This is a genomic window from Actinoallomurus rhizosphaericola, assembly GCF_024055675.1.
Taxonomy (GTDB): Bacteria; Actinomycetota; Actinomycetes; order Streptosporangiales; family Streptosporangiaceae; genus Actinoallomurus; species Actinoallomurus soli.
Window position 1 is genome coordinate 445401 of sequence record NZ_JAMXMW010000003.1, and the last position, 22897, is coordinate 468297.

19 protein-coding genes and 1 pseudogene are annotated in these 22897 nt (G+C 72.5%); 10 read left to right on the forward strand and 10 right to left on the reverse strand.

Translation table 11 applies throughout. From position 1 onward, the window contains the following. Positions 1–15: 15 nt before the first annotated feature. Positions 16–5259, reverse strand: coding sequence for an FHA domain-containing protein (locus NE234_RS44225; protein WP_256528501.1), 5244 nt, complete (start codon positions 5257–5259; stop codon positions 16–18). A gap of 584 nt (positions 5260–5843) precedes the next feature. Beyond that, positions 5844–6338, reverse strand: coding sequence for a DUF3145 domain-containing protein (locus tag NE234_RS09755; RefSeq protein ID WP_252778563.1), 495 nt, complete (start codon positions 6336–6338; stop codon positions 5844–5846). A 224-nt stretch (positions 6339–6562) separates the two neighbouring features. Here NE234_RS09755 and NE234_RS09760 point away from each other — a divergent pair, with 224 nt between their 5' ends. After that, positions 6563–6922 carry an FxLYD domain-containing protein gene (locus tag NE234_RS09760; RefSeq protein ID WP_252778564.1) on the forward strand — a complete coding sequence of 120 codons (360 nt, stop codon included), beginning with the start codon at positions 6563–6565 and terminating at the stop codon, positions 6920–6922. Here NE234_RS09760 and lnt read toward each other — a convergent pair. Beyond that, entirely contained in the window at positions 6882–8390 is a 1509-nt protein-coding gene (gene lnt, locus NE234_RS09765; protein WP_252778565.1) for an apolipoprotein N-acyltransferase, read from the reverse strand. The genes NE234_RS09760 and lnt overlap by 41 nt on opposite strands. Positions 8391–8569: 179 nt before the next feature. Between lnt and NE234_RS09770 the strand changes: the two genes are divergently transcribed. The 6 genes from NE234_RS09770 to NE234_RS09795 all read left to right on the forward strand — a co-directional run bounded on the left by NE234_RS09770 (position 8570) and on the right by NE234_RS09795 (position 15132). Beyond that, entirely contained in the window at positions 8570–9733 is a 1164-nt protein-coding gene (locus tag NE234_RS09770) for a S8 family peptidase (RefSeq protein WP_252778566.1), read from the forward strand. 217 nt (positions 9734–9950) lie between these two features. Beyond that, positions 9951–10709 carry a GH12 family glycosyl hydrolase domain-containing protein gene (locus NE234_RS09775; RefSeq protein ID WP_252778567.1) on the forward strand — a complete coding sequence of 253 codons (759 nt, stop codon included), beginning with the start codon at positions 9951–9953 and terminating at the stop codon, positions 10707–10709. A 99-nt stretch (positions 10710–10808) separates the two neighbouring features. Further along, the gene (locus NE234_RS09780) at positions 10809–11339 is read left to right on the forward strand and encodes an RNA polymerase sigma factor (protein WP_252778568.1); all 531 of its coding nucleotides are present in this window, start codon (positions 10809–10811) and stop codon (positions 11337–11339) included. Beyond that, a complete protein-coding gene (locus NE234_RS09785; protein WP_252778569.1) occupies positions 11336–11752 on the forward strand; it encodes a carboxypeptidase-like regulatory domain-containing protein in 417 nt (138 codons plus the stop codon). The genes NE234_RS09780 and NE234_RS09785 overlap by 4 nt, the downstream gene beginning before the upstream one ends. Beyond that, positions 11745–14477 (forward strand): CHAT domain-containing protein, encoded by a 2733-nt coding sequence (locus tag NE234_RS09790; protein WP_252778570.1) that lies wholly within the window; start codon positions 11745–11747, stop codon positions 14475–14477. The genes NE234_RS09785 and NE234_RS09790 overlap by 8 nt, the downstream gene beginning before the upstream one ends. 289 nt (positions 14478–14766) lie before the next feature. Continuing rightward, the gene (locus NE234_RS09795) at positions 14767–15132 is read left to right on the forward strand and encodes a DUF2203 domain-containing protein (RefSeq protein ID WP_252778571.1); all 366 of its coding nucleotides are present in this window, start codon (positions 14767–14769) and stop codon (positions 15130–15132) included. A 36-nt stretch (positions 15133–15168) separates the two neighbouring features. On the opposite strand, the gene NE234_RS09800 is transcribed toward NE234_RS09795, so the two are convergent. Next, on the reverse strand, positions 15169–15444 hold the full coding sequence (locus tag NE234_RS09800; RefSeq protein ID WP_252778572.1) for an ArsR/SmtB family transcription factor: 276 nt from the start codon (positions 15442–15444) through the stop codon (positions 15169–15171). 44 nt (positions 15445–15488) lie between these two features. Here NE234_RS09800 and NE234_RS45865 point away from each other — a divergent pair. Continuing rightward, positions 15489–15620, forward strand: a pseudogene (locus NE234_RS45865) (muconolactone Delta-isomerase family protein); the annotation flags it as partial. A gap of 53 nt (positions 15621–15673) precedes the next feature. Here the strand turns inward: NE234_RS45865 and NE234_RS09805 are convergent. The 6 genes from NE234_RS09805 to NE234_RS09830 all read right to left on the reverse strand — a co-directional run bounded on the left by NE234_RS09805 (position 15674) and on the right by NE234_RS09830 (position 20694). Then, entirely contained in the window at positions 15674–16279 is a 606-nt protein-coding gene (locus tag NE234_RS09805; RefSeq protein WP_252778573.1) for a short chain dehydrogenase, read from the reverse strand. After that, complete coding sequence (locus tag NE234_RS45240; protein ID WP_252778574.1) at positions 16276–17166, reverse strand: helix-turn-helix transcriptional regulator; 891 nt, start codon at positions 17164–17166, stop codon at positions 16276–16278. The genes NE234_RS09805 and NE234_RS45240 overlap by 4 nt, the downstream gene beginning before the upstream one ends. A 166-nt stretch (positions 17167–17332) precedes the next feature. After that, positions 17333–18166 (reverse strand): sulfurtransferase, encoded by an 834-nt coding sequence (locus NE234_RS09815; RefSeq protein ID WP_252778575.1) that lies wholly within the window; start codon positions 18164–18166, stop codon positions 17333–17335. A 50-nt stretch (positions 18167–18216) separates the two neighbouring features. Beyond that, positions 18217–19329: an alkaline phosphatase family protein gene (locus NE234_RS09820; RefSeq protein ID WP_252778576.1), complete on the reverse strand. Its 1113-nt coding sequence runs from the start codon at positions 19327–19329 to the stop codon at positions 18217–18219. Further along, on the reverse strand, positions 19326–19916 hold the full coding sequence (locus NE234_RS09825) for a DUF5998 family protein (protein ID WP_252778577.1): 591 nt from the start codon (positions 19914–19916) through the stop codon (positions 19326–19328). The genes NE234_RS09820 and NE234_RS09825 overlap by 4 nt, the downstream gene beginning before the upstream one ends. Positions 19917–20400: 484 nt before the next feature. Beyond that, positions 20401–20694, reverse strand: coding sequence for a hypothetical protein (locus tag NE234_RS09830; RefSeq protein ID WP_252778578.1), 294 nt, complete (start codon positions 20692–20694; stop codon positions 20401–20403). Positions 20695–21198: 504 nt separating this feature from the next. Here NE234_RS09830 and NE234_RS09835 point away from each other — a divergent pair. Together NE234_RS09835 and NE234_RS09840 are read left to right on the forward strand one after the other, a co-directional pair. Beyond that, positions 21199–21918 (forward strand): polymorphic toxin-type HINT domain-containing protein, encoded by a 720-nt coding sequence (locus tag NE234_RS09835; protein ID WP_252778579.1) that lies wholly within the window; start codon positions 21199–21201, stop codon positions 21916–21918. 160 nt (positions 21919–22078) lie between these two features. Then, positions 22079–22666, forward strand: coding sequence for a hypothetical protein (locus NE234_RS09840; protein ID WP_252778580.1), 588 nt, complete (start codon positions 22079–22081; stop codon positions 22664–22666). Positions 22667–22897 lie beyond the last annotated feature (231 nt).

The following is a 22897-nucleotide window of genomic DNA, read 5'->3' on the forward strand; positions in this document are numbered from 1 at the left end:
ATTCCCTCGAAGGAATCACGCGTCGCGGCGGCGCGTGCTCGGGCGGGATTCCTCCTCTGGTCGGTAGTGGGGGTTGGGGATCCACTCGGCCTGGTCCTGCGGCCGGTCGGGGAAGAAGACCCGGCCGTCGTAGGTCACACCGGCTCGCATCGGCACGTCGGCCGGAATGCGCAGCGCCCCGACGATGTACCGCCGGTCGATGCCGCCGATGAACGTCACCTCGTCCTGCCCGCCGCCGATGTCGTAACCACCGGGGGCATCGATCACGTACACCCACCGGTCGTCGCCTTCGCGCCTGAACTGCCTGGCGAACTCCATCGCGGTGTCCACCAGGCGAGAGGTGCAGATGAGCTCCGGGTGGGAGGCGTAGCCCCGCTTCGGCATCGCGAAGCCCTCTTCGAAGATCACTTCCGGTCCGCGGCGGTCTCCGCGGAACAGTGCGTTCCGGTCGAGCCGCCAGCCGACCTCCAAGGGCCTCATCAGCTCACCCCAGTAGTCACCGCTGTCGCCCCAGTAGTGCGGTGCCTCCTCTTCCTCGCGGTACGTCCTGATCCAGCGGTCGAGACCGGGGGCTCTCCGCTGCGCGGCGGCGGTGTAGTCGATCGGACCTGACGGCGGGGGACCCGCCGACAGCGGTCGGCGTTCGACCGGACCGGCGTCGTCCCGCAGGAACCGTGGGCTCGCCGGCACCCGCGGCAGTGCGCGCAGCGCCGACGGCGGCTCCGTGGCCGGGGACGCGGGATGCAGCTCGCCGTCCGCGCGCCGCAGCGCCCGCACCAGGTCCGACAGGTCGCCATGCCGCCCGCGCACCTCGGCGCCGGCGTGCCGGTACACAGCGATCAGGTCGGTCACCGAGAGGCCGGGACGGACCTGGTTCGCCAGCCAGTCGAGGTGGCCGACGCCACGCGGCAGGCTCCGCTCCCCATCGGGGTCGGTCGCGTGATTCAGCTCGGCCACCGCGCGCACGGTCGGCTCGTCCTTGCCGAGGCCCAGGCTGCCGGCGATCCGGCGGGCGATCAGCAGGTCGGGGCCCAGCTCGCGGTGGGCGCGCCGCAAAGCCGCGAGCACGTCCTCGTAGTCGCCGCTCAGACCGGGGAACGACTTCTCCTCGGCGTACTTGTACAGCTCGATCATGTCCCGCACGGCCAGATCACGGGACACACCGCGGGCCAGAGCGTAGAGGACGGCGTCTCCCGTCCGCGGCCCGCCGTAGGCCATCCTCTCCTGGGTTCCCACCCCCAGCTCACCGTCGTGCGCCGCGAACTCGAGGTCCCGCTCGGCCGCTCCGCGATCCGGTACCTCGACCCGTTGGAGGGCGCTCACCACCCGGACCGTGTGATCGTCCCGCTCCGGGATCCCGAACGTGTCCTGGGTGGACCGGAACGCCTCGCGTTGCCGATCCAGCCGGAAGCCCGGCAGGTCGTGGCGGGCCAGCGTGAGCAGGTCGGCGAGTTCGGCGCGACTGCGCGCGTACGACGGCTCGAATCCCATCTCGAGGGCGCCCTTGTGGAGGGTCAGCAGGTCGGGGACCGTGGCATCGGGCCCGATGACGTCGCGCGCGAGGTCGCGCAGCGGGTGAGAGTCACGCGCGGGACCTCGCACAGGGTCGTACCCCGGATCGCTGAGCACGGTCAGGTCGTGGACCGCGCGTGTCATGCGGCCGTCGGCGTACCAGAGCCCGTAGTGGTCCGCGAGGACCCGTGCCGAGGTCCCGCCCCCGGCCGCGGCAGGCACGCGGACCGGCTCGGGGACGGGACGGGCCTCCTCGCCGCGCACCCGTTCGATGAGATGCTCCGGCCCGAACCTGACGGCACTGGAATCGCCGTCGACCAGCCGCGCCAGGCGCAGCACCGCCTCCCGGTCGCTCCGCTCACCGAACCCCGCCTCGTGCGCACGCGCGTCGCCGAGCCCGGCCGCGTGAGCGACCTCGACCAAGCGGCGATAGCTGGCCGGCGTCGCCGGGGAGCCCTGAGTGAGGTGGTTCTGGATCATGCCCAGACTCCTCGCCTCGGCGGAGGTCAGCCCGTGCATTCCAGCGGTACGGGCGAGCCTGCGTCCGATGCGCTCGAACGCGTCGTCGACCGGCGGGTCGTAGGCCGAACTCAGGATCTCGACGAGCTCGTCGCGGTCCTGGGCCCGCCACGGTTCGTGCCCCATCAGGACGGCGTCGTGGTGGAGGTTCAGCAGGTCGACGATCGAGGCGTCCGGTCCGATGACCTCGTGGGCGAGGTCGGTCAGCGGACCGGCGCCCAGCGGGTGTTCTCCGCCGGGGCCGACGATCTGGGTGAGAGCGTGGAAGAAGTGGGCCGCGTCCTGGCCGGAGACCGAGGTCAGACCGTACTGTTCGGCGATCCGCCGTCCCGCGGCCTCGGTGCCGCGGTCCGGCGCCGCCGAGGCGTGCGCCGCGGGCACCGGTGCCGCCGGGCCGTGTCCGTCCTCGTGGCCGGCCGAGCCGTCGTCGTGGCGGTGTTCCCGGGCGGCGCCGTCCCGCTCGGCCGGGCCGGCCTGCCGGGACTGCGCTTCCGCCGGGGCCGGCGCGTGCTCCGGGACCTTCAGCTCGTAGCTGTTGCTGAGCCGCAGGCGGTCGCCGGGATGCAACGGCACCCGCGTGTGCGGCTCGATCCGCCGGCCGTTGATGTAGGTGCCGTTGCTGGAGCCGATGTCGCGGACCCACATCCTCCCCTCGTCGTCCACCTCGAGCACCGCGTGCCGGCGGGAGACGGAGGTCGCGCTTCGGGAGTGCGGGTACAGCGGCGATTCGGATGACCGGCCCAGCAGCACCTCGTGCCCGGGCCCGACGCGCAGGACCTCCGAACCTCCGGCGGTGAACACCACCTCGCGCCCGGGCCCGGCGATGCCGGGCGCCCCGAGAGCGTCCAGTTCCGCGCGGCTCCGCACGATCGCCTCGTCCAGGGCGGCGATCTGTGGGTCGGGATCGTGATGGTGCAGCACGGCGGCGCCGGCGAGCGCGTCCCCGTCCCGCTCCATCGCCAGCCAGAGCCGTTCCAGCTCCAGGCGCGCGATCTCCCGCTCGAGGACCTCACGGGTCCGTGCCGATCCGGTCGCGGGACCGGAGTCCGGGGCCGCGCCGGGGGCATCGGACGTACGGTCCGGTGCGGAGGGTCCCGGATCCCGGGTCTCCGGTTGACCTGCCGGGCCGTGCGGCCGGTCCGAAAGCTTCTCATCGAGGATGATCTCGGAGGTCCGCGCCGGGTCTTTCCGGCCCGCTTCGGGTGCTCCGCCGGGGCGGGATGCGGTACCGGAGCCGCGGTCCGGGGACGACGCGGCGGCGTCCGGCCGGGCCGTCTCCACCGTCGTCGCCGTCGTCATCTCGGGGGCGGCCTCCGCCCGTACGATCCCCGGCCGACCGCCCTCGGGAGCGCCGGAGCGACCGGAGGCGCGAAGCGGACCTTCCACGTCGGCCGGTCGGCCCGCGGAGGCCAGGCGATCGGCCGCCGGGTCCGGTGCTGCGGGCACGGCCCTGGACCGCCCGTCCGGTCCCGCACCGGCCGGCTCGGTGGGCTGCCAGAGGGCCTGAGCCTCGTTCCGGGCCACGCCGGGGTGATCGTCGTTCGGGGCCGTCTCGAACGTCGGGGAAATGGCGCCTGGCCCGGTCGCCGTCGTGGGGACGCTGCCAGGTCCGCCGGCCGGTGTGCCGGGGGCGGGGGGCGTCGGCCGTAGGTTCGCCAACGTGATGCCCGCGGCACCGGGCGGGATGGCGTGGGATCCGGAGTAGGGCGTCAGCGGACCCGGCCCTTCCGGTGTTCCGCTTGATCCGTTCGTGCTGATCGGAGGGTGAGGAGCGGGGGTGTCGTTCCGGGCGGGAAGCCGAAGATGCGCGGTGGCGGAGTCGGGGCCGGCTCCGGCCAGGGAGCCGGTGGATCCGCTGTGGCCGGTCCCGGACGAGGAGGGTGCCGATCCGCCGTGTCCGGTGCCGGCGGAGGTGACGGGTACGGTCTCCCCGCCGTCATGTCCGCCGCCGCCGGTGGTGACGGTCGGGTCGGACCGGCCGACGACTTCGCCTCGCAGGTGGAAACCCACCCCGCGGGCTGAGACCTCGGTGTAGTCGTCACGGGTATTGACGATGCCGTCCTCGGACACCGGCGGGACGTCGACCCGCCCGCCCTCGTTCCCGGACCGGTCGCCGTCGCCGGTGGGGTGCGGCGCGCCGGGCAGGTGGATCCCGGCCTGTCCGAGCAGATGCCTGCCGGCCTGTCCGAACGAGCCGAGCCCGGCCATGCCGAACCCGAACTCGGCCGCGTGTTTCCAGTCGGCTCTGCCCTCGACCGCGTACTGGGCGGCGACGTTCCCCGCGGTGCCGGTGAGCCCGTTGAAGGCCAGCTGAGACGACCAGCCCCGGATCCCGCCCGCGCCCAGCCACTTGTCGCTCAACGCCGCGGCCAGGCGATCGATCCGGGCCACCTGCCTCCCGGCCTCGGCCGCACCGGCCGCGTGAGCGGCCCTGGCGCCCAGCGTCCCGGCCACCCCGTGCATCAGCCCGCCCGCCAGCGCGCCCTCACCGACCGCCGTGAGGAACTCCCGCCAGCTGAACTCGCCCCGAGTGCCCTGCCCGATCAGATCCAGCACGCCGCTGTACATCACCGCCTTGGCGATCGCCAGCAAGAACGCCTGGAGCGTCAGCCCTTCCCGCTGGATCGCCGCCAGCGCCTCCGGAATTCCCCCCGGATTCCACACGGAGATGAACAGGACCGCGGCCATGAACGCGAACGACAACGAGAACTGCCACCGCGCCGCCTTCTTCGACGCGATCAGGTGATCGACCGAATCGGCCAGCCGATCGCAGCTGCCGGCCAGCCACAGCAGTCCGCTCTCCTCCCCACCACCCCGCAACGCCGCGGCGAAGGAGGCGAACCGCTCCACCGCCTCCCCCGCGTTGTTGTCCGTCACCCTCCGCGCGTGACCGTCCACCTCATCGGCACATCTCACGCACGCCCGCCCGGTCTCCCGCAACGCGTCCCGTATCCGCGCCAGGCCCTCCAGGTGCCCATCCGGCCACTGGACACCCCCGACCAATACCTCGAGCAAGCCGAAGATCTGGTCGTACCAAGGCGGCGCCGGATCCGAGACGGCCCACGAATCCGCCTGATCCTTCAGAACGTACGGGTCGTCGACCGACGTCGCTCCCGCGTCGGCCCCCTTCGGGATCGCCGCCCCCACCGTCGCGGCCTCTTCGGCCAACGCGAACACGTGACCGGCCAACCGCAACGACCCACCCGTCGCCTGCAGCAGATTGACCATGTCCGCCAGATCCGACAACAACGCCCGCCGGGAGACACCGAACCCGGGCGATCCCTCCGCTCCGTTGAAGAAGGCGGCGCCGATATCGTCGCGGCCCCACGATCCCCCTGCCGCGGACAATTCATCACACAGCAAGTCCACTTTCCCCCGCAACGCCTCCGCCGCCCCGGAGACCCCGGCACCCGACGCCGTCCACGTATGCGGGACGGCGACATGGACTCCAGAGACCACTGCTACCCCTCACCTGTGTTCGATGCGTCGGGCACGCCGACCGCACAGGGGCATCAGGGCGGACCGCCATCGCCGGATGTCAGGGGTGTCATATGACCGGTCACGTGCTGTGCGTCGTCAATGGGGCGGGGGCGTGGTCAACCCGGCCGACACGCCGTGTGCGGTCGTTCTCGCCGAGCCATCCGTCATGATAGGAGCCATTCGCCACCAAGATCGACTTCTTCTAGAGAAATGTCGCCCCGGGGCAGGACCATTTGATTCCGGAACCCCGTCACTCGCTCGGCGGAGGTCGGCGGGCATCCGTGGGGAGCCCCCGCCGTGTTCCCGACCGGCGAGGGCTCCTGGTGGAGACGTCAGCCCGCCGCGTGCAGCCAGCGGACGGGAGCGCCGTCGCCGGCCCGGCGGAAGGGCTCGAGCTCGTCGTCCCAGGGCTTGCCGAGGAGGCGGTCGACCTCGTGCTCGAACGTCGCCTTGCCGGCGAGCGCGTTGGCCATGGCGGCGCGGAGGCGGTCCTCGGGCACGTGGATGTCGCCGTTGGCGCCGATGACCGCCGCGAACACGCCGAGAGACGGCGTGAAGCTGTAGCGGACACCGTCGCAGCCCGGACTGGCGTCCTCGGTCGCCTCAAAGCGCAGCAGCCGCCATTGGCGCAGCGCGGAGACGATGCCGGCCGCCGTGCCCGGCTGGCCCTCCCAGCACAGCTCGGCGCGCATCGTGCCCGGTGCCGCGGGCTGATCGCTCCACGGCAGTGACACGGGCACGCCGAGTACACCTGCGGCGGCCCACTCGATATGCGGGCACAGCGCAGGTGGCGCTGAGTGGACGTAAAAAACGCCACGTGCGGACACCGGACCTCCTGGGAACGTTGCGAGGTTCGTCTTCCCCTACGTCCTCGGCGCTCCAGGTAGATGACCGCTTGGTTATTGTGCCTCATCATCACCAGTCGCACCAGCCCGGATCCCCCTCACGGCCGGGCTCCGAGCGTTTCCTACTCGTTGGTAGGCTCGACGGCCGGGCGCGATCAACAGGCGCCATTGCGTAGTTCGCTGATGACATCCGAGGAGACTGCCGCATGCGAAGAGCCCTGGTCCTGGCCGCGATCGCGGGGCTCGTCGCCGGCTGCGGTGGTGAACACGGCGGCTCGCCCGCCGGGCCGCCGGAAAAGGACGTCCGACTCACCTCTTGTGTGCTCAGCCGAAAACTGCACGCCGGCCTCATCCACGGTGTGATCACGAACACGGCCGGCCGTACGGCGGGCTACGTCGTCCAGGTCGACATCCTCGACGGCGGCGGCAACCCCGTCGACACCGCGCTGCACGCCGAGACGAAGGTCGCGCCGGGCGCGAAGGTCAGGTTCTCCGCCAACGGTGTGCAGACCTACAGCGGGAAGATCACCTGCCGCGTCGCCTCCGTACAGCGAACCCTCCACTGACGAGCACGACTCCGGCGGCGAGCCAGGGCACGTAGTCGCCGAACCGGTCGTACGGAGTACGGCCCCCGGCGGGCGTGATCTCGGCCACCACCGACCCGCGGCGCGAGGTGTCGAACCAGGCGAGCCGGCGTCCCTTCGCGTCGAAGGCGGCCGACACCCCGGTGAGCGCGGCCTGCACGACCGGACGCCCGGTCTCGGCGGCCCGGAGCGCGCCGAGCGACGCGTGCTGCGCCGGAGACCAGCTGTCCTGGAACGACGAGGTCGCCGACTCGTACACGATGAGCCGCGCCCCGCGCCGTACGACGGCCCGGCTCAGGTCCGGGAACGCGGACTCGAAGCACACCAGCGGCCCGAACGTCACGGCGTCCGGGCCGCCGCCCGCGCGCATCAGCACCAGGCCCGTGCCGGGGAGCCGGTCCTCCTTCGCCGCCTGGCTGACGCGGGCGATCCAGCCGAGCTCCCGGCGCAGCGGGATGTACTCCCCGAACGGCACGAGCAGGTTCTTGACGTACCGGCCGCGGACACCGTCCGGCCCGATGAGCACCGCGCTCTTGGCGATGCGCCCGGACGCGTCGCGCGCGTCCTGGTTGACCAGCAGCGGGCCGTGCGCCCGCGCGAGGGCCGTCAGCCGCGCGACCAGGTCGGGCCGCCGGTCGAGGTCGAAGCCGACACTGCTCTCTCCCCAGACGACCAGGTCGACGGCCGGCAGCCCGGACGTGATCCGCTCACCGTCCGCGAACCGGCGGTCCGGGCCGTCGACGACGCCCGGCTGCACCAGGGCGACGCGCAGCGGCCGGCCGGCGGCCGCCGACGACGGCGTGTACAGGACCGGCCCGGACAGCGCGAGGAGCACGGCGAGGATCGCGGCGGGCGCCGACCGGGTGACGAGGACCACGGCGACCGCGACGTTCACCGCGACGAGGGCGAAGGTCACCAGCCAGACGCCGCCGAGGGAGGCCAGGCTCAGCACCGCCGGATGCCGCCACTGCGTCGCGCCGTACAGCGCCCACGGCCCGCCCAGGGCGTGCCAGGAGCGCGCCCACTCCCCCACGACCCAGGCGCTCGGGACCACGACCGCCGCCGCGAGGAGCCGCCCCGGCCGCAGCAGCGCCCACGCGGCGTAGCCCCACCCGGCCCACAGGACGCCGGCGCCCGCGGCCACGAGCACGAGCGCCGGGCCGAGGTCGGGGATCAGCCAGTACAGCGCGGCGGCGAGGAAGCCGGCGCCGAACCACCAGCCGCGGACGGCGGCCTCCCGGCCGGACGCCGCGGCCCGTACGAGCAGGAGACCGGGCACGAGCGCGACCCAGGCCAGCCAGTCGAGCCCCGCCCGGGGGAACGCGAGGACCGGCAGCGCCCCGGCGACCAGGGCCGCCAGCCGGGGCCGGGCGCGCGCGCCCCTCGCGGTGGGCGGTTGTTCGTCCGGCGCGGGACCGCTCGGCCCCGCGCGCTCCGCCGCCGTTCTCATCACCCCAGAGTCCCCTCCGGCCGCCCCGGCCACAAGGACCCGCCACGGCCGGACCCGCTCGCGATCCTCGGCGGACCGGCCCGGCGGCGAGGACCGGTCCCGCCGCCTGGCTCGCACGGAAACGCGGGATCGTCCGGCGACGATGAGTAATCACACGGACACGCCGAGAAGGTGCCCCAGTGACCGACCAGGACGCACGGCTCGAACGGCTCCTCAGCCGCCACCGGGACGCGGCCGTGGTCGAGGCGCTCCCCGGCCGTCCGGCGCTCGTCCGCCGTGACCAGATCCTCGTCGCGACCCGTGACGCGCCGGCGGTCGAGGACGCCGTACGCCGCTGGCACGACGCGCGGCACGACGGGCCCGGAGTGGTCCGCCTGCTGCTGCGTCCCGGCGCGAAGGTGGACGTGTGCGACCTGGCCGCCCGGCTGTCCGGCGGCACGCCGCACCGGCGGCCGGCCGTCGCGCCCAACCACCTCGTCCACGGGCAGCCGATGTGGTGGAGCGGCCCGGCGGGGGCACCGCGGCCCGCCCCGGCGTCCGGCGCGCCGGTCGCCGACGGGACGGCCCGCCGTACGGTCACGGTCGCCGTCCTCGACACGGGGCTGTCACCGCACCCCTGGTACTCCTCCGCCCCGTGGTACGCCGAGCAGCGCGAGGAGGTCACCGAGGTCCTGGACGCCGACCTGGACTACACGCTCGACGCGCAGGCCGGGCACGGGACGTTCGTCGCCGGCGTCGTGCTGCGCCGCGCGCCCTCGGCGCGGATCCGCGCCAAGCGCGTGATCGGCGGCGATGGCGTCGGCGACGAGTTCGGTGTCCTGCACGCACTGGCCTGGCTGGCCGGCTGGGGACGCGCGGAGGTCGTCAACCTCTCCTTCGGGTGTCACACGTACGACGACCGCCCCTCGCCCCTGGTCGCCCGCGCCATCGCCGCACTCGGCCGCCGTACGGTCGTCGTGGCGTGCGCGGGCAACCACGCGAGCGACCGGCCGTTCTGGCCCGCCGCCCTGAAGAACGTGATCGCGGTCGCCGCGCTCGACGGCGACGAACGCGCGGCGTTCTCCGACCACGGCCCGTGGGTGGACGCCTGCGCGCCCGGCGTCGACGTCCACAGCTGCTTCGTCCGCTTCGACGGACCCCGGCCGCGCGTCGCCGGGAAAGACCCCGACGACTTCACCGGATACGCCGTCTGGAGCGGCACGTCCTTCGCGGCCCCTGCCGTCGCCGGCGCGATCGCCGCGCTCGCCGCCGCCGAGGACCTCCCCGCTTCGGTCGCCGCCGCCCGCCTCCTCGACCCGGCGACCCACCGCGTCCACCCCGGCCTCGGCGTGGTCGTCCCCTGACGTGAAGAGACTTTCACGGCGGCCCGCGGACACGCTGAGCGATCCGGACTGGTCGGGCCGCCCGTGACCCGCCGTCGCCGGGAGGCGAGGCCGTGGAACCGTGCGCCCCGCCCGGTGCCGGGCTAGCATCCCGGGCGTCTGAGAGCGCTCCCAGCCCGACCGGACGCCCGGCGTCCGGACGGGTCCCCGTACCCGCTCGCGACCCCCGGAGGTCACCATGAGACGTCGAGCCATCGCGGTCGCCCTGGCGCTGGCCGGCTCGGTCCTCACCCCGGCGATGGCCGGCATCCCGGCGCACGCCGACACCCAGATCTGCGCACAGTACGGTTCGACCAAGATCCAGAACAACCGGTACGTCGTCCAGAACAACAACTGGGGCGACAGCACGACGCAGTGCATCAACGTCACCAACACCGGGTTCTCGGTCACCACCGCCAGCCACAACAAGCCGCAGAACGGCGCGCCCGGCGCGTACCCGTCGATCTACGCCGGCTGCCACTACGGGAACTGCTCGACCGGAAGCGGCCTGCCCCTGCGCGCCGACGACAGCCGGTTCAACACGATACAGACCAGCGTGAGCATGTCCTATCCCGGCTCCGGGGTCTACGACGCCTCGTACGACATCTGGTTCGACCCGACGGCCCGTACGAACGGCCAGAACACCGGCGCGGAGCTGATGGTCTGGCTCAACCACACCGGCTCGGTGCAACCCGTCGGCTCCAGGGTCGGCACCGTCAGCCTCGCCGGCGGGACCTGGGACGTCTGGTACGGCAACAGCGGCTGGAACGTCGTGTCCTACGTCCGGACCTCCCCGACCTCCTCGGCCTCCTTCCCGGTGCACACCTTCTACGACGACATGGTGCGGCGCGGCTACGCGCAGCGCTCCTGGTACATCACCAGCGTCCAGGCGGGCTTCGAACCGTGGGTCGGCGGCGTGGGGCTCGCCGTGAACAACTTCTCGTACAGCATCGGCTGATCGCTCCGCGCGGTCTTCGGAGGGGCGGCGCCGTCGGGGCGCCACCCCTCTCCCAACTGATTGTAATCACTCGGACACTTTCCGCTAATATTCCGGCGCGTGGAGTGCAACGAGACCGGCGAACTGGTGAGGCGAGCGCGGGCGGGTGACCCGGCGGCCTGGCGGGCCCTCGTCGACCGTTACTCGCGGCTGCTGTACGCGATCGCGCGCTCGTACGGACTGAGCGGCGCGGACATCGACGACGTCGTGCAGACGACGTGGCTGCGGCTGGTCGAGCGGCTGCCCCGGCTGCGCGACCCGGCGCGGGCGGGCGCCTGGCTGGCCGTCACCGCCCGCCGGGAGAGCCAGGCCGTGCTCCGGCGACGCGGTCGCGAACGCCCCCTCACCGGTCACACGCCGACGGTCACCGGGCCACACCACGCCGTGTTCGGGCGGGAGCTCGCCGGGTCGGTGGCCGCCGCGCTCGACACCGTGCCGCCCCGCTGCCGGGCCCTGCTCGAGCTGTCCATCGCCTCCCCCCGGCTGAGCTACGCGGAGATCTCGACGGCGCTGGGCGTCCCGCTGGGCAGCGTCGGCCCCACCCGCACCCGCTGTCTGCTCCACCTGCGGCGCCGGCTCGGTGTGGCATGACCGACGAGGAGCTGATCGAGCGCCTGCGCGGGGCGTTCCCGCCGGTTCCGGACCGGCTGCGCGCCGTGGGACTGGCCGCGTTCGACTGGCTGCTCCCGGACGCCACGCTGGCGACGCTCGCCTACGACGCGGCGGACGCCCCGGCCGGGGTGCGCGGCGGCGAGCCGCGGACGCTGACGTTCGCCGGACGGGACGTTCGCGTGGAGATCGAGGTCTGCGGGCGGGAGATCGTGGGGCAGCTCGCTCCCGCGGCGGACGCGGCGGTGATCCTCCGGTCGCCCGGCGGCGAGCGCGGCACCCGCACCGACGAGTCCGGCGGCTTCGTCCTGTCGGAGGTCCCGGCCGGCCTGGTCAGCCTGCTGTTCCGGCCGGCCGACGGCACGTCGATCGTGACGAGCTGGATCCATGTCTGACCTCCTGGCGCCCGCGGCGCACGATTCGCGCGGTGGATACGCGACCGTGTCCGACGTGCCGGCGCCCGCGGCAGAGGACCCGCGCGACGGATACGCCACCCCGTCGGACGTGCCGGCGCTCGCCGCACAGCACCCAGGCAGCGGATACACGACCGCGCCGGGCCTTCTGGCGCTCGCCGCACAGGACCCAGGCGGCGTGTACGCCGCCGCGTCGGCGCTGCGGGACACCGGCGACCCCGGGCAGCGCGTGCTGGCGCTGCGCGCCCTCGGCCTGGCCGGCAAGGAGCTGGGCCGGCTCGGAGAGGGCCTCGCCCACCTGCGCGAGGCCCTGCGCCTCGCCGAGTCGTCGCGGCTCGACTACGCCGCCGCCCAGGTGCGGATGAACCTCGTCGGCCTGCTGGCCGCCGGCGGGGACATCGAGGGCGCGCTCGCCGCGGCCGACGCGGCGGCGCCGGTGCTGACCGGGGCGGACGCCGACCGGCTGCTGGCCAACCGCGCCTACCTCCTCGCCCGGAGCGGACGCATCCGCGAGGTCGCCCGCATCGCACAGACCTGCGCCGATCCGGAGGTCCTCGTGGGCCTGCGCATCAACACCGGCCTCGCGAAGGCGTACGCCGGACGGCTCGGGCGCGGGGAGGCCGACCTGCGGTCGGCGCTCGCGGTCGCCGAGCGGGCGGGCCTGCGACACCAGGCGGCGATGGTCCGGCACAACCTCGCGTTCGTCGCCATGCGGCGCGGCGACCTGGCCCGCGCGCTGGCCCTGTACGACGCGGTCGAACCGGAGCTCGCCGGCGCGGAGGAGCGCCTCTGCCAGCTGCGCATCGACCGGGCCGAGGCGCTCATCGCCGCCCGGTTGCCCGGAGAGGCCCGTGTCCTGCTGGCGGGCACCATCGACCGGCTGGCGGCCGGCGGCTACCGGTGCGACACCGCCGACGCGCTCCTGCTCCTCGCGCACGCCGAACTGGCCGACGGGGATCCGGGGGCCGCCGCGACGACCGCCCGGCGGGCACGGGCGGAGTTCGCGGACCGCAACGGATCCGCGCTGCCCGCGGAGCTGATCGGGCTGCGCGCCCGCTGGGCCTCCGGCGACCGGTCCGTCTCCCTGCGCGCGGCGGCCGAGCGGGCGGCCGGGCGACTGGCGGAGTACGGCTGGGCGTCCGCCTCGGCCGACGCCCGCACGCTGGCGGCCCTCGTCGCCCTCGCGCACGGGGACCCGGACCACGCCGAACACCTCCTCGGCCGGGTCCGGGGTCAGACCGTGGGCACTCGGGTCGCGGCCCTGCACGCGACCGCGCTGCTCCGGCTCGCCCGCGGCGACCGGCCCGGCGCGTCCGCCGCCGTCCGCGCCGGGCTGCGCGCCGCCGACGAGCACGCCGCCGCGCTCGGCGCGGCCGAGCTGCGCGGGCGCGCCGCCGGCTGGGCGGCGGAGCTGGCCGACCTGGGGCTCCGGCTCGCGTCCGGTCCCCGCGCCCTGCTGGTGGCGGCCGAGCGGGCACGGGCGATCGCCGACCGGCCGCCCGCCGTACGGCCGCCCCGCGACCGGCGGCTCGCCGGCCTGCTGGCCGAACTACGCCGCGTCAGCGCCGAGGTCCCCTCCCGCCCGGACCTGCAGACCGCCCAGGGCCGGCTGGAGGACGCCGTCCGCGCCCGGTGCCGCCGCCTGTCGGCCAGCCGTGACGGGGTCACCGGGTGGGGCTGGCTCGTGCCCGCCCTCGCCGAGACGCTGGGCGATCGGATGCTGGCCGAGTACGTACGCGTGGGCGCGTACCTCGTCGCGGTGACCCTGGCGAACGGCCGCTGCCGCCGCCGGTCGCTCGGCCCGTACGACCGGGTCCGTGACGACGTGCGGCTTCTGCGCTTCGCCGTCTCCCGGCTGGCCCGCGATCCCGGCAACGCGCCGGCGCGCGCCTCGCTCGCGGCCACCGCCGGCCGCCTCCACGCCCGGCTGATCGAGCCGTTGTCCGTCGGAGAGCGGTCGTTGGTCCTCGCCCCGGTAGGGGCCCTGCACGGCCTGCCCTGGGCCGCCCTGCCCTCCCTGACGGACCGCCCGTCGACGGTCGTGCCGTCCGCCGCGGGATGGCTGCGCGCGATGCGGACACCGTCGGACGGCGGGCACGTGGCGCTCATCGCCGGTCCGGATCTCCGGCACGCGGACGAGGAGATCGGCGCCGTACGCGCGCGGCATCCGCGGGCGCAGGTCCTCACCGGCGCGGCGGCGACCGCCGAGGAGACCCGGTCCGCCCTCGACGGAGCCTCCGTCGCCCACGTCGCCGCGCACGGGGTCTTCCGGTCCGGCAACGCCCTGTTCTCGGATCTCCGGCTGGCCGACGGCCCGCTGTTCGCCTACGACCTGGAGCACCTGGATCGGCCGCCGCGCCTGCTGGTGCTGTCCGCCTGTGACGCGGGCCGGGCGGAGATCTACGAGGGCGAGGCGGTCATCGGCATGGTCACCGCCGCTCTGGGATTCGGCACCGCCACCGTCATCGCCGCCGTCACCCCGGTCGGCGACGCCGCCGCCCGCGACCTCATGGCCGGCTTCCACGAACGCCTCGCCGCCGGCGCGTCCCCCGCCGAGGCCCTCGCCGCGACGCCCAGGCCGTCGTCCGTCCTCGGCTTCGTCTGCTTCGGCGCCGGCTACGACGGTGACACGTCGTCCGGGTGTGACGATGGTGCCCGTCCAGCCGAATCCGGCCGTCGACCCGAGTCCCGCCTACCCTCAAGTTGATCGATCCGGATACCTGGGAGGAGAACAGGGTGTGACGGCAGTCCGCTTCGTCTGCCTCGGCGCCGGCCAGGCAAGGTCGTGCGGCGCCTCCGGGGAGAGCCGGCGGCGACCTCCCGTCACGGTTTCACCGCTCCAGCCGTCCTCACCGCGTCGGCCGTTCCCATCAGGGCCGAGGCCGTCGGTGTCAAGGCGGCCAAAGGTCTCGGCCCTGAGCGGTCGGCGGGCGGGGCTCGCCCGCCGACGTGGGGGATCCGGGCGACGGGCGCTTTTCGCCGGTAGCGTACGACCCGTGACCGACCGCGTCTTCACGCTCGGGGAGGCTCGAGCGCTGCTTCCCGAGGTGCGCCTGCACATCGATGCGATCATCGCCGCCCGCGCCGACCTCGCCGAGCTGGCCTTCGACCTACGGGCGGGCCGGTCGTCGCCGCTGGGCGGCACGCCGGAGCTGAAGGCCTACGAGGCGCGCATCGACGAGGCGATCGGGTGGTTCACGATCCAGGGCATCGAGGTGAAGGGCGTCGCACCGGTCCTCGTGGACTTCCCCGCCTACCTGCGCGGGGAGTCGATCCGGCTGTGCCTGCTGGAGACCGAGTCCGCGCTCACCTGGTACCACCGCGCCGACCTCGGCTTCGCCGGGCGCCGCCGCCTGCCTTAGCGGGACAGGCCTCACCATCGCCCCGTCGACACGGCGTCACGGCTGTGCCGTGCATGCCTCCAGCACGCTGTTCAGCACTGACGGGAAGCGCGCCAGAGTCTCCTCACGCAGGGACACGAAACAGCGTGTTCCGTCCATGCGGTGGTACGTCAGCCCCGTTTCCCGGAGCGTCTTCATGTGATGGCTGGGGGCGGAGGGGCCGACGTCGACGTGGAAGTCGCCACGGGGATGCTCTCGGCGATCCGCCAGCACCGCCACGATCCGTAGCCGGACCGGGTCGCCAAGAGCCGAGAGGACCTCGGCGAGCGACACCGTTCGCGGATCGGGGTGGGACAGCCGGCGCGTCCGGCCGTCGCGCCAATATCGGCATCTGGTCCGCCACCGACGCGGGCGAGCTGGAGGCGGCGCTGACCAGCCTGCCGGTCTGGCCGTACGCGGACATCGAGGTCACGCCGCTGGCCCGTCACCCGATGACCGCGAAATCATGAAACGCGATGCCCCCGGCCCCAGGCGTGGCGATGGGTGAGCGCGAGTAGCGCGGTCACCCGTACGCGCGGATGATGCGGCCGGTGTCGTCGCCTTCGACGCAGTGCAGGTAGTGACCGACGAGTTCGTCCATCGGCACCGCACGCATACCGGGGAAGTGCTCGGCGAAGGCATCGACGGAGTCGCCGATCATCGTCGGGCTGACCACGTTGATCCGCATCCCCCGCGGTAGCTCGATCGCGGCCGACAAGCCGAAGCTGTGCAGGGCGCCGCTGATGACACCGCCGCCGGTGACGTGCGGCCATGCTCGGTCGGCGAAGACGCCGGACGTCAGGGTGAAGGAGGCGCCGTCGGCGCAGTGGTGCTGGCCGGTGAGGACCAGATCGGCCTGCCCGAAGAACTTGGCTCGCATGTTCTCCTGCAGCGCCTCCGAGGTCAGCGTCGCGAACTCGTCGAGCGCGCCGTGCGCTGCGACGCTCACGACGCCGTCGACCGCCCCGACCTCGCGGTACATGGCCTCGATGGTCGAGTGCGAGGTCAGGTCGACGTGGACGTCGCCCGAGGCGCGTCCGGCCACGACGACGTCGTGACCACGCGATCGCAGCGCGGGCACCAAGCGTCGTCCGATGGTGCCGGCACCGCCGACGACCACGACCTTCATCGTGCTTTCTCCTTCCGGGACAGGGTTCCTGGCGCGAGGCGTCGTTCGAGGCTCTGGGCCAGCAAGGTGAGCCCGTCGGCGTCGGATGTGCCGGGACGCGCATAGAACAGACCGATCTGCTGGTCATCGTCGGGCAGGGTGACCGTCTCGTTCGCCAGAGTCACTCGCCCGACGACGGGATGGTCGAGTTCCCGTAGGTAGTACGAACAGGTTCGGACGGGGCGCCGCGCCCACATTCGCGCGAACTCCGGGCTGTCGACGACGAGTCGGCCAACGAGTCGTTCGAGCTCCGGGTCGGCCGGGTGCCGCACCACCGCCTGATGCAGGGCGGCGGCTGTGACCTGTGCTTTGGCATGCCAGTCGCAGTACAACGCGCGGTGGTGCGGGTCGAGGAACAGCATTCGGGCGATGTTCGGCCGGAGCCGCAGGTCCGGGGCGTCGAAGTCGACATGGCTTGCCAGCAGAGCGTGTCCGAGGCGGTTCCACGCGAGGACGTCGGCGCGGTGATCGATCACGATCGCCGGTGTTCCCGGGATGGCGGCGAGCAGTTCACGTACTGAGGGCCGCAACTTGCTCCTACGGGCACGAGGGCGAGCTGGCCGTCGCGGAGCGGCGAGGATCCGCAGGTGCTCGTGCTCGGCCGGATCGAGCCGCAGCGCTGCGGCCAGCGCGTCGATGACAGCACCAGAGGCGCTGGCGCTGGCTCCCTGCTCCAGTCGCGTGTAGTAGCCGACACTGACCCCGGCGAGCTCGGCCAACTCCTCCCTGCGCAGCCCCGGGACTCGCCGACGAGTGAGGCCGGGCTCGAGACCCGCGGCATCCGGTGTCAGGCGTTCGCGCCGGCTGCGCAGGAATCCGCCGAGATCGTTCGCTTCTTTGGTGACCACCCGCCCATCGTCGCGCCGATCACCGACCTTCCGCCTGCCCCGAACACGGATACGTTCGCGGGCCTGCCGTGTGTTACGTGCTTCGCAACGAGCGGGTGTCGGGTAAGCCCCTTCAGGGCCGGTGGTGGGCCGGGGCTCCGCGACGGCGGAACCCCGGCCGTAACGGCTATGACCCGGCCTGATCGCCGGTCTCGACGGGACGCGTGCCGTCGGCGACCCAGTTGGACCAGGAACCGACGTACAGGGCGGCGGGCACGCCGGCGACCGTCAACGCGAGGATCTCGTGGGCGGCCGTTACACCGGAGCCGCAGTACGCGCCGACCTCGGCGGCGTCGGTGGCGCCCAGCTCGGCAAACCGCTCGCGGAGCAGGTCGGCGGGCAGGAACCGGCCGTCGACCCCGACATTTCCGGTGGTCGGGGCACTCACCGCACCCGGGATGTGCCCGGCGACCGGGTCGACGGGCTCCACCTCACCGCGGTAGCGCTCCGGCGCCCGGGCGTCGAGCAGAACACCGCCCTTGGCCAGGGCGGCGGCGCCATCCGCGTCGAGCGCCGGCAGACCGCCCGGCCGGGCCGTGAAGTCCCCCGGCCGGACCTTCGGCGTCTCGTTGGTGACGGGCCGGCCGGCCTCGACCCAGGCGTGGTAGCCGCCGTCGAGCACGCGGACGCGCCGGTGCCCGAAGTAGCGGAGGGTCCACCACGCGCGGGCCGCGGAGGTGGAGTCCGCGTCGTCGTACACCACGACGAGGGCGTCATCGCGGACGCCCGCCCGCCGCATCGCGTCCTGGAATGCCTGCCGCTCGGGGAGTGGGTGGCGGCCGGCCGGGCCGGGCGGCCCCGCGAGGTCGCGATCGAGGTCGACGAAGACCGCTCCCGGCAGGTGGCCCCGCCGGTACGCCTCGATGCCGGGTGGGCCGCCGAGTCGCCAGCGGACGTCGAGCAGGACGACGTCACCACGGAGCTCCCGGACGAGTGACTGGACGTCGATGAGTGGTTGCACGCCGCCAGTCTGACCGGTAATCCCGCCGTCGGCGAGAGGCCGCTCGGCGTTCATCCGGGATCTTTCCGGGACAGCAGAGGGACGAGTTGCTCGGCGGCGATCAGCGACCCGTGCATGCCGACGAGGGTCGACTCGAGCGGCTCCGCCTCGGTCGCCACCAGGGCCACATCGGCGTACGGAACGGCCAGGACGTCGCCGATCCGGGGAGCCAGGGACGCCTCGACCGGCCCGAAAAGGCCCTCGGCGATCGCCTCCTCCCGGGACAGCACCCACGCCCGGCCCGCGAGGCGCTCGCGCCAGGCGGCGAGCACGTCCGCGCCGGCCCCGGGCTCGGCGTACACGTGCCGGGCCCGCGCCTCGCCGCCCAGCAGGGCCACGCCCTCCCTCAGCCCGGCCTCGGCGTCGATGTCGATCCGGTCGGTGGGATCGGTCATGCCGTGGTCCGCGGTGACGTAGAGGGCGGCGTCCGGCGGCATCACCTCGGCCAGCCGCCGCGCCAGCAGGTCGACGAAGCCCAGCTGGTAGCGCCAGGCCGCCGACCGGGACCCGTGCACGTGCCCGGTGGCGTCGAGGTCACCGTGGTACACGGTGACGAGGGCGCGCTCGCCCTCGCGGATCGCTCGCTCCGCACGGGCGACGAGCTGGCCGAGCGCGTCCGCCGTGAGATAGCGGGCGCCCCGGTAGACCGCGCGGGTCAGCCCGCTGTTCTCGAACGCCCGGGCCGAGACGTGACCCGCCGACACGCCCGCCGCGACGGCCCGGTCGTAGATCGTGGGCGCGGCCTGCCAGGTCAGCGGGTCGATCGTGTCGCTCCAGCGGAGGCAGTTGTGCAGTCGCCGCTCCCCCGGGACCGCGACCTGGTAGCCGAACATGCCGTGCCCTCCCGGCGGCCGACCCGTGCCGAACGACGCGACGCTGGTCGCGGTCGTCGACGGGAACCCGGCGGTCAGCGGCCGCCCCGGCAGCGAGGAGAGGTACGGCGCGGCGTCCGGGTGCGCACGCAGCAGCTCCCAGCCGAGGCCGTCGACCAGAAGGACGCAGGCGCGCGGCAGGCCGGGCAGGCCCAGGACGTTCGCCTCGCCCGCCACGCCCAGCGCGGCGAGCACGGACGGCCCCAGGTCGGCCAGCGACTCCCGGCCGTACGCCGGAACGGGCAGGATCATCGGCCCTGCGCGGACGTGACCTCCGACAGCGCCTGCGCGAACGCGAGGACCTGCTCGACCGCGTCGGCGCCGTCCGCGGCCTCGCTCACCCGCAGTGACAGGTCGTCGGCGGTGAGCGTGCCGGTGTAGCCGTGGTCGGCCTCACAGGACTCGTCGCCGCAGGAGGCCGGCTCCAGATCGATGTGGGCGATGACGCCCCAGCCGATGGTGAGCATCACCTCGGTCGGCGGCACACCGGGGACGTACGAAGCGGGCTCGGGAACGACGCGCGTCACCGCCACCGACTGGACCCGCCCCAGGCGCACCGCCTCCGTCGTCGTCGAGGCGTGCGGGTGCGGCACCGACTCGGTCGGTGGATGCTCGTCGGTGTGGCACACCAGCAGCCGCGTCGGCGACAGGACCAGGACGGTCACGTGCCGCCGGACCTCCATCGCCGGGTCGAACGTCGCCTCATGGTGGACGACGTAGGAGATGACGGTCTCGTCGCCCAGAAGCGACTCGACCGCGTCCGCGACGAGCGCCGGGTAGTAGCCGCTCCGCTCGATCGCGGTGCGCAGCCCCTCAGCCATCGCTCGGGTTTCCCTCATGGCTCCCATCCTGCACTGCCCGGGCGTCACACGCACACCCACGGGTAGAGATGTGGATGACCGAGCGAATCGAGGGAAGCGTGGAGTACACCGCTCTGGTCATTTCCCCCGTGCGAGGAGGAGCCATGACTCGACCACCTGTTCCCCCGCCTCAGCCGGAACCGCCGACGCCGCAGCCGCCGATACCCGCTCCCGAACCGCCGGTGCCGCCGCCGGAGCCGCTGCCGGGCCGACCCACCCCCCGGCCGATCCCCGAACCCGACCCCAGCCCGATCCCGCCGATGCCCGATCCGGTCCCCCCCACCTCGGCCGGCTGATCCCCGCCCGACCGCATCGCGGCCGCCGCGCAAGGACCACCGGCCCCGCGACGGAACGCCGGCGGCGGGTGCGGCGGGCTCCGCCGAACCCGCCGTACCCGACTCCGGCCGGCAGCGAGGAGTGCGGTCGTCGTCATGCGCACTCGGGTAGACCGCCGCAGATCCGATCAGGGGGCCTGGACCTTCGGGAGGGCATGTTCCACGAAGGCTGTTCCGGTCGAGCGGAGAGAACGCAGCGTGGGAGGCCGCGTCGTGTAGACGTGACTCTGGTTGTCGGCGTCTCGCACGATGAACCCCCAGGTGGGGCCGTTGCTATCGGTGTACGTGAAGGTGGTCGGATCAGTCGCGTACGTCGCAGTGTCCTGCTGAGCGATCTTCCATTCACCGAAGGTCTTCGAGCCCTGCGCCGTCTCCTCGGTGAAGTAGATCTGTCCATTCGGATCGCGCGCGAGCACCGTCACCTTGCCGGTCTGCGGGCTCAGCGGCGCCTCCTGAGACCACCAGTACCGGGCCGGCCGGGTCCGAAGACGGACCCGCAGGCGGCGGATGCACGCTATGCGACATCGGGAACGGGGTGGTCGACGGCATCCTCAAGGCCGCGCTCGCGCCGATCGCTGATCTAGCGCACGTCGTAGAGTCCGTGGAAAGACTTCCCGCATACCTCGGCTGTGTGCTTTCCGCCGGCTACTCGAATGCATGCGCGAGTGTCAACGACGGCCCGGACCTCAGCGGACCCCTCGAAAATCCCCACGTGCCGCTAGGCGGAGACGTCCACTCCCCGACCTACAGATGGTCCAAGCGAGTGGGCGAGCTGCTGCCGGCGCTCGTGAACCCAGAACTGGGAAGCGAGGGAGAGGCGGCGGAAGCAGCCCCCCGGATCCCAAGACTCCTCAAGGGCCTCCGGTCAATGCTCCGGCGGCCCACCGAAGGCTGTGTGGGGAACAGCTTCACGCCTGGAACGAAGGGTGCTCCTCGCCAATGGCACGACCAAGCCGATCAGTGAGGTCAAGGTCGGGGACAAGGTCATCGCCACCGATCCGCGCAGCGGACGAACCGCCGCCGAACCCGTCCTTGCGCTGATCGTCGGCAAGGGACCGCACGACCTGGTCGATATCACGATCAAGGAACACCACCGATCGGGGCATCTGTACGCCACCGCCCACCATCCGTTCTGGAACGCCACGCGAGGAAGATGGACCTATGCGACCGACCTTGAGGTCGGCACTCGACTACGCCTGCCCAGCGGCGCGCCGGCGATTGTCTCGTCCGTTGCCCGCTACCATCGGGATCAGCACGTCAACAACCTGTCCGTCGCCGGCCTGCACACCTACTATGTAGTAGCAGGTACCACGCCCGTCCTCGTCAACAACTGCGGGAACGGGGTGGCGCTGGGACAGCGGGTATCCGGTACACGCGAGTTCGCCGAAGACAGAGGACTCAAGCATTTCTTGGATCTCGGACCGGATGATTGGCGGGCGCCAGTCCAGCGAGCCATCGCGGACGGGAACGTTGATCTGGCACGTGAACATGAGGGGCTTCACCGGAGGCTTCAGCGAGATGGCGCTGAGAGGCCTCGGCCGGGTCAGTGGCATGGCCCCCGAGGCAACCGAGGAAGAAATGGGCTGGATCGCAAGGGCGGTGTACAACGGTCGTCGGACCTGGAGTTCGGTGAAGTTCTACGATGACGACGGAAATCTTGTGAACCTTCCCGAACCGGACTGGACCTCCTTCGGCAGACTGAAGGACTTCCCCTTTGACTGAGACGAATCGGAGCCGAGCCTCCCTCACTTCACGCCACTCAGCAGCATCGATGCACATAGCCGTTAACCAGCAAGGTTCATCGTCATGACCAACCAGAACTCCCAACCCGCTCCTGATCTCTCGAGGATCATCGATCCGAACCTATATCCGGATCTCATGTCCCTCGGCGGTCTCGCGCAGGCGATCCGCAGAACTGCAGAGCATCTTCGGATCGAGCTGGGAACGATCACCACTCAGCCCGGAGCGGGCGAGTTCATCACAGCCGAGATCGGATCAGCCCGTGGCACGATATCGGTATTGCTAGGAGTCGAACGGCGGCTCTTTTCCGTTAAGATCTCAGCCGAGACTCACGTGTGGGCGACCGGTGGAATCGATGACCTCGATTCCGTCTTGGGGGTGGCAGACGCCTGGCGTAAAGGCGCCTCTCTTCAAGAGCTGACCGATCATTTTCCATTCATGCATGAAACCGCATTGGCCCGGGCCTATGAGAACGGCGATCCGATCGTGGCGCAATGGGATCTCCTGCTCAGTCACAGCGAGTATGTCGAGCTTCGGCCCCTGTTGCGAGCCGTTCACGCGCTAGACGAGTTCCGCAGCCTGTTTCCTTACATCAGTCATAACGTCCTTCGACTCGCTCACAGCCCGTCTCGAAGTAGGGTCTCCAGCCCTTAGCGAGCCCGAGCAGGAGCTGGCGTCCTTGAATGAAGCTCTTGAGGTTGCGTTGTCCTATCTAAGATAAGCACTCGCGTGTAGATATCTCTTCAGTCCTGCGGCCGCAGGAAAGGCCCGCCTCCCGTGGCTTCGTCGGTGCGTCGTCACCGCGTGCCGTCAGCGTTGCCGGCAGAGGGGATGCGCCACGTCGATCGGTTGCAGAATCTGTACCTCCGGTGGGGAATGTCGCAG